This is a genomic window from Candidatus Planktophila sp., from assembly GCF_046070465.1.
GTDB lineage: Bacteria > Actinomycetota > Actinomycetes > Nanopelagicales > Nanopelagicaceae > Planktophila.
On sequence record NZ_JBJTMK010000054.1, the window covers coordinates 1 to 6,281 of the forward strand.

The following is a 6,281-nucleotide window of genomic DNA, read 5'->3' on the forward strand; positions in this document are numbered from 1 at the left end:
TATCTTGAGTCTTGGTTTCTCCTCATTTCTCTCCTCCAATTCTAGCGAAAAACAGGCGAAAATCCTCAGTAATGTAGAGACTCCTGCTGCGTCAATTATCTTCACCCAGCGAGAGACTCTGGTCTACGCCACTCGACTTGCCCAATGGGGCAATGGCCAGCTCACGCGTCGCTCTGTTCAAATCGCTCGCAACTTGCTGGCACAACGTCTAGCTGTCATTGATACCAGCGGACGCTCCATGGGTAGTCGCGCACAGATGAGCTACTGGACTGTCTTGAAACAATCGGATGAAATTATTGCCTCTGCCCCATCTGGTGTGCTTCCGGCAAATATGCACGACCGTTATAACGAGGCAATCGCACCGGTTATTAATGAAATTCTTGCTCAAGCACGTAGGTTGGTAGTCTCATATCAGCGATCTGTTGATCAGGAGATGATTGATGCCTCGAATAAGGTGGCAAAAAGAGAACGTCTTAATCTCAGTCTCATCTACCTCTTCCTTATCTCGGGTGGCCTCTTCCTCTTCCTCAATGTGAAAACGAATTTCAAGAACTATCGACTAGCGCGAGTGGCTCTTGATGCAGAGCAGAAGCGACTTGATGAGACCATTGCAGAGCTTAAACGAACCCAATCAACGGTCGTCGAGCTGCAAGATCTCAATTCAGCGAAGAATGCATTTATCTCAACTGTCAATCATGAGTTGCGCACTCCACTGACTTCAATCATTGGCTATCTCGATGTCATTAAAGATGAGAAATTGGCAGATTCGAATCCAGATTTAGGCATGTATCTTGATGTGCTCGATCGTAATGCTCAAATCTTGCTCCACCTCGTTGAGAGCATGTTATCGCTCAGCAAGATTGATGCTGCCGCTGGAAAATTATCAGATGCAAAGGTATCCATGAATGAGGTGATTGATAATGCAATTTTCATCATGAAGCCTGCTACCGAAAAATCTGATATCAAGGTCACCTTCACTTCCGACGATGAATATTTCGTAGAAGGTGATGCCGGTCAACTCAACCAGGTCTATATCAACTTACTGGGCAACGCCGTGAAATTCAGTCCAGCTCATTCGACGATCAATATCATGATGGACCATAGCAAGGACCTCAATGGCCGAGAATATGCTCGAGTACAGGTCAAAGATCATGGAATCGGTATCCCACAAGAGGATCTCGATAAGCTCTTTACCCGTTTCTTCCGCGCCAAGAATGCCGATGCTGGCCAATTTCCAGGTACCGGCCTTGGCCTCTCTATTGTTCAACAAGTTGTCTCCCGCCATGGCGGTGTCGTACACGTAGCTTCTGAAGTAGGAGAAGGGACTACCTTCACGGTGGAGATTCCTCTCTATCTCAGCCCAGAAGAGAAGATGATCATGAATCGCCGCAATGACGTCCTTAGTAGGGCGATTACAAAGCTGGAGAGCGCAACGCCAGAGAACATTAAGGCTCTCACCCATGAAATCGGTGGCTCGATTGGATTCTATAACTTTGAAAAATTAGGTGGCGAGATTCTAGATTTTTCTAGGTTACATCATGAGCAAGAGATACCGCTTCACGAATTTACCGCTGAAAAATCTCGATTACTTGCGCTAATGAATAAAGAACTGGAGCGAATAACTGGTGGTGAAAATGGCTAAAGATCAGATTCTCGTTGTAGATGATAATGAAGATATTCGCTTCTTTGTACGTGCGGCTCTCACCCCTGAAGGTTTTGATGTGGTGGATGCATCTAATGGCAAAGAGGCGCTAGAGAGATTTCGTAAGGAAGAGCCTTCGCTCATAATCTTAGATTTGTCGATTGGTCAGCCAGATGGATTTGAAGTCTGTCGCGAAGTACGTAAGGTCTCAACTGTTCCTATCATCATGCTTACTAGTCACGATGAAGAGATGGACGAGGCGATGTGTTTAGCTGCAGGTGCTGATGATTACATCACCAAGCCGGTCTCGGCTCGAATTCTTGCACTTCGTACCAGCACTCAACTGCGCCATCGTGCCGCTAGTACAAAGGTGCAGGGAGCAATCATTGAAGCTGGCCATCTTTCGCTCAACACTGATACCCGCGAACTTACAGTCGATAATAAGAAGGTAGATCTCACCAGAACCGAGTATGACTTCTTGCACCTATTGATTAGCAACCCGAAACGAGTATTTACTCGCGAGCAGATAGCAGAGGCGATTGGAAGTTCAGTTGAATACTCAAGCGATCACCTCCTCGATACCCATGCCTCTCGAATTCGCATGAAAATCAAGGAAGTCAGTGAAATAAAGGTACTTCATGCGGTTCGTGGAGTTGGCTACCGCCTACTCAGCAATTAAGACTTAATGTCTCTTCTTCTAAATTGATAGATGGCCAGAGCGCTCAAAAGTGCGAAGGTGCCCCCCAATTTAATAAAGCTGGGCGCCGAGATTCCATTGGATAACGGATTTCCGTGGATTGCCCATTCCATAGGATTATATGGTGTGAGGTAATCAAAGGTATCCACAATTGGTGCCAGAGAATAAAAGACCAGCGCCGCAATCGCACAGGTAATTGCCAATCCGGTAGCAACGCTCCGCTTGCCAGCAAATGATCCAGCAAATAACGCTATCGCTCCAAAAACCAAAGCCATCAAACCACTAGCGGAAGTTGCAGTAATCAGGACTACTGTCGAAATCTCTAGGTTAACAATTGATGCACCTATCGCGATTGATGCAACTGCCAAGATCGTGAGTCCTAGAACTTCGATAACCATAGCCACTAGCTTGCTTATGAGAATGCGGGTTCGAGAGATTGGAAGTGCAAAGAGAATGTCAGCGGTACCTGATTCAACTTCACCAGCTATCGCACTTGATCCACGTCCTGCTGCAAGTGAGATAAGGATGAGAGGAATCATCATGCTGAAGAGTTCGGTCCCTAAGAATCCTGCTCCGGATGCATAATCTTCAATCCGGAAGATGGTCTTCAGCGCTTCGGGAAAGGCATCAATGTACTGCGTCATGGCATCAGATGAGCTAGCCACAGTTGGGTAGATATAGAGCTGTACTGAAATAATGGAAAGTAGACCGAGCGCCCATGCCAAGGTAGAGCGCCAGCGATCCCGTAGAGTCTTTCGAATGATTGCAAAGTTCATAGCTGCACCTCGCTATCGATGAGCTTTAGGAAAATCTGTTCTAAAGATGGCTCATTGGTGCGCACAGTCAAGGCTCCGTCGGCAACTGCTTGCTTCAGAAGAGCGGCCTCAGATCCAGTGACAGAACAGGTTAAAGTTTTGGATTCGACATTGATATTGCTTGAAAAGTGAGCGTAATTCGCTGGGTTTGGAGCGGTGGCAAAGGTGAAGCTAATGGTGTGAGGGACCTTTGACTTGAGAACCTCGATAGATTGGTTGAGAACAATTTTTCCTTCAGAGATTACTGCGATGCGATCTGCCAGGTGTTCCACTTCGCTTAAGACATGGGATGAGAGTAGAACCGCTGCCCCACGCTCTTTAACCTCGTCGAGAATAGTTTCAAACTCTCGTTGGATCAATGGATCTAAACCTGAAGTTGGCTCGTCGAGGATGAGCACTTTGGGTTGATGCATGAATGCTTGAATCACTCCAACTTTCTGGCGATTTCCTTTAGAAAGGTCATGGATATGTTTATCGAGATCTAACTTAAGTCGCTCGGCTAATCGAGCGACTTCGGCATTGCAATTAGCCTTGCGAAGGCGAGCAATATATTTCAGATATTCACGACCAGTGAGATTTTTATAAAGAGCGAGCGCTCCAGGGAGATAACCAATCTCTGCCATTAAAGCAGAGTTATGGTTGAGAGAATCGCGACCAAGAATGTAGGAACTGCCCGAAGTTGCTTCGATCAGCCCCAACATCGTGCGCATGACTGTTGACTTACCAGCCCCATTGGGACCGAGAAATCCGAAGACTTCACCAGGAAAGACATCGAAGGAGATATCCTCTGCACCACGATCTTTTCCGTAGCGCTTAGTGAGGTTCCTCAACTCGATAGCGGGTTGTCGCCTCATAGTTCAAAGGTACGCCTGAACTTAGTGCAGTTCAATAAGTTATTAGCCACGCCATGATTGGTTGAGTGGTCGTCCCTCTGCATAACCAGATGCCGATTGGATGCCGACTAGAGCCTTATCTGCAAACTCTTCTAAAGAGCGAGCGCCAGCATAGGTACAGGATGAACGAAGTCCCGAGATTATTTCGTCAATCAAATCCTCTACGCCTGGGCGCACTGGGTCCAAGTACATCTTTGAGGAAGAGATTCCTTCTTCAAACAGCGCCTTGCGTGCGCGATCGAATGCATCTTCCTTTGAAGTTCGCGCTGCAACTGCGCGCTTAGATGCCATTCCGAAAGACTCTTTATATGGACGTCCGGCGCTATCGCGAAGAAGATCGCCAGGTGATTCATAGGTTCCAGCAAACCAGGAGCCAATCATTACCTGGGAGGCACCTGCTGCTAGAGCGAGCGCCACATCGCGCGGATGGCGAACTCCACCATCGGCCCAGACATGCTTGCCATGCTTCTTTGCTTCTGCCGCGCATTCGAGAACTGCGGAAAATTGTGGGCGACCAACACCTGTCTGCATGCGGGTGGTGCACATCGCTCCTGGACCAACGCCTACCTTGATGATATCTGCACCTGCTGCAATGAGATCACGAACGCCTTCTGCCGTAACAACATTGCCGGCAACAATGGGCACACCGAGATCAAGCTTCTTAATGATGTGTAGTGCTTCAAGCATCTTCTTCTGATGGCCATGGGCTGTATCTACAACGAGGACATCTGCACCGAAGGTTACGAGTTGTTGTGCTTTTTCAGCGATATCACCGTTGATTCCAACAGCTGCTGCAATCCGTAGGCGGCCTTTTGCATCGAGAGCTGGCTTATACAAAGTCGCACGAAGAGCGCCGGTACGAGTCACGATTCCTACGAGTTCACCTTTATCAGAGACAACTGGTGCAACCGCGCGGACTTTCTCATTGAGGAAATCAAATGCCTGGCGTGGATCTAGGGTGTCAGGCATTGTTGTCAGCTCTGCAGTCATGACCTGACCCAGCTGAGTAAAGCGATCAACGCTGTGGATGTCATCCTCTGTCACGATGCCGACTGGTTTATTGCCTTCAACGATAACAACTGCACCATGTGCGCGCTTATTAATGAGACTCGCTGCATCAGCCACTGTCTGCTGTGGAGTCAACGTAATAGGTGATTCAAAGAATGAATGGCTTGCCTTTACCGCAGCGATTGTCTCGGCAACGATTGGCAGTGGAATATCTTGAGGAATCACGACGATTCCACCGCGACGAGCAACGGTTTCAGCCATACGACGACCAGCGATGGCTGTCATATTGGCTACAACGAGAGGAATAGTTGTTCCGGTTCCATCGGTTGTGTCGAGATCAACCTCCATACGGCTTGAGATCTCTGATGATGACGGAGCCATAAAGACATCGTCGTAGGTAAGGTCATATTGAGGTTCAGTGATGAAGCGCATGGGGCGAGAATACTTGGCTTCTGAGATTTTTACTGAGTAGCTGAGCCATCAAGCCGTCTGACTTGGGAGAAGGCTAAAAGAGCGCCGATAAACATTGCAATAGCCATATTGAGAATCACATTTGCATGAAATACCGCCAATATTGCCGAGACGAACGCGCTCCCGACAAATTGCAATGAACCCAAGAGTGCGGCTGCAGATGCCGCTTTATGAGGAAATGGGTGCATTCCAAATGTCATCGCATTGCCGCCTAATCCTGGTGCACATCCAAAGGTAATAATCACAAAAATCAACATGAGCCACAGTGGAGCGTGAATTATTGAAAATAAAAGTAGCGCCAAGGTTGCAGATGTCTGCACCGCAGTAAATCCGCGCATCATCTTTACCAGGCCAAATCTGCCAACTAACCAAATATTGATTCTCGAAGATGCAAGTAATCCGATAGAGACCAATCCGAAGAGAAGACCAAAGGTTGTTCGAGAGACCCCGAACTCACCCATCAAGACAGCCGGGGCTGATGAGACATAGGCGAAGGTCACCATCGAACCGCTGATTCCGATGATTGACGCGATACGAAAATCTTTATTGCTTACTAGTTCACGATAGCTCTTCGCCGCATCAGAAAATCCGTGGTCGTTGCGATTTTCTGATGCCAGACTTTCTGGAATTGATCTCATCCCTAGAGCAACTGCAACACCAAAGAGCACCAATAACCAAAAAATCGAGTGCCATGAAAAGAATTTGAGGAGGGTAGATCCAATAGTTGGTGCGAAAGCTGGAGCTAGTACGAAGAG

Annotated in this window: 6 protein-coding genes; 2 read left to right on the forward strand and 4 right to left on the reverse strand. The window is 47.7% G+C overall.

The features are described from left to right. Positions 1–1,642: sensor histidine kinase (locus ACKOVI_RS02545; RefSeq protein ID WP_509602446.1), on the forward strand; the 1,642-nt coding region annotated here is incomplete at its 5' end. Further along, positions 1,635–2,321, forward strand: a complete 687-nt coding sequence (locus ACKOVI_RS02550; RefSeq protein WP_509602447.1) for a response regulator transcription factor — start codon at positions 1,635–1,637, stop codon at positions 2,319–2,321. The genes ACKOVI_RS02545 and ACKOVI_RS02550, both read left to right, overlap by 8 nt. On the opposite strand, the gene ACKOVI_RS02555 is transcribed toward ACKOVI_RS02550, so the two are convergent. From ACKOVI_RS02555 to ACKOVI_RS02570, 4 genes are all read right to left on the reverse strand, one after another. Further along, the gene (locus tag ACKOVI_RS02555; RefSeq protein WP_509602448.1) at positions 2,318–3,115 is read right to left on the reverse strand and encodes a DUF2705 family protein; all 798 of its coding nucleotides are present in this window, start codon (positions 3,113–3,115) and stop codon (positions 2,318–2,320) included. The two genes, ACKOVI_RS02550 and ACKOVI_RS02555, sit on opposite strands and share 4 nt — an antisense overlap. Then, positions 3,112–4,008, reverse strand: coding sequence for an ABC transporter ATP-binding protein (locus ACKOVI_RS02560; protein WP_509602450.1), 897 nt, complete (start codon positions 4,006–4,008; stop codon positions 3,112–3,114). The genes ACKOVI_RS02555 and ACKOVI_RS02560 overlap by 4 nt, the downstream gene beginning before the upstream one ends. Before the next feature lie 42 nt (positions 4,009–4,050). Next, entirely contained in the window at positions 4,051–5,487 is a 1,437-nt protein-coding gene (locus tag ACKOVI_RS02565; protein WP_509602451.1) for a GuaB1 family IMP dehydrogenase-related protein, read from the reverse strand. Positions 5,488–5,516: 29 nt separating this feature from the next. After that, a partial coding sequence (locus ACKOVI_RS02570) for an MFS transporter (RefSeq protein WP_509602452.1) occupies positions 5,517–6,281 on the reverse strand: 765 nt, incomplete at its 5' end.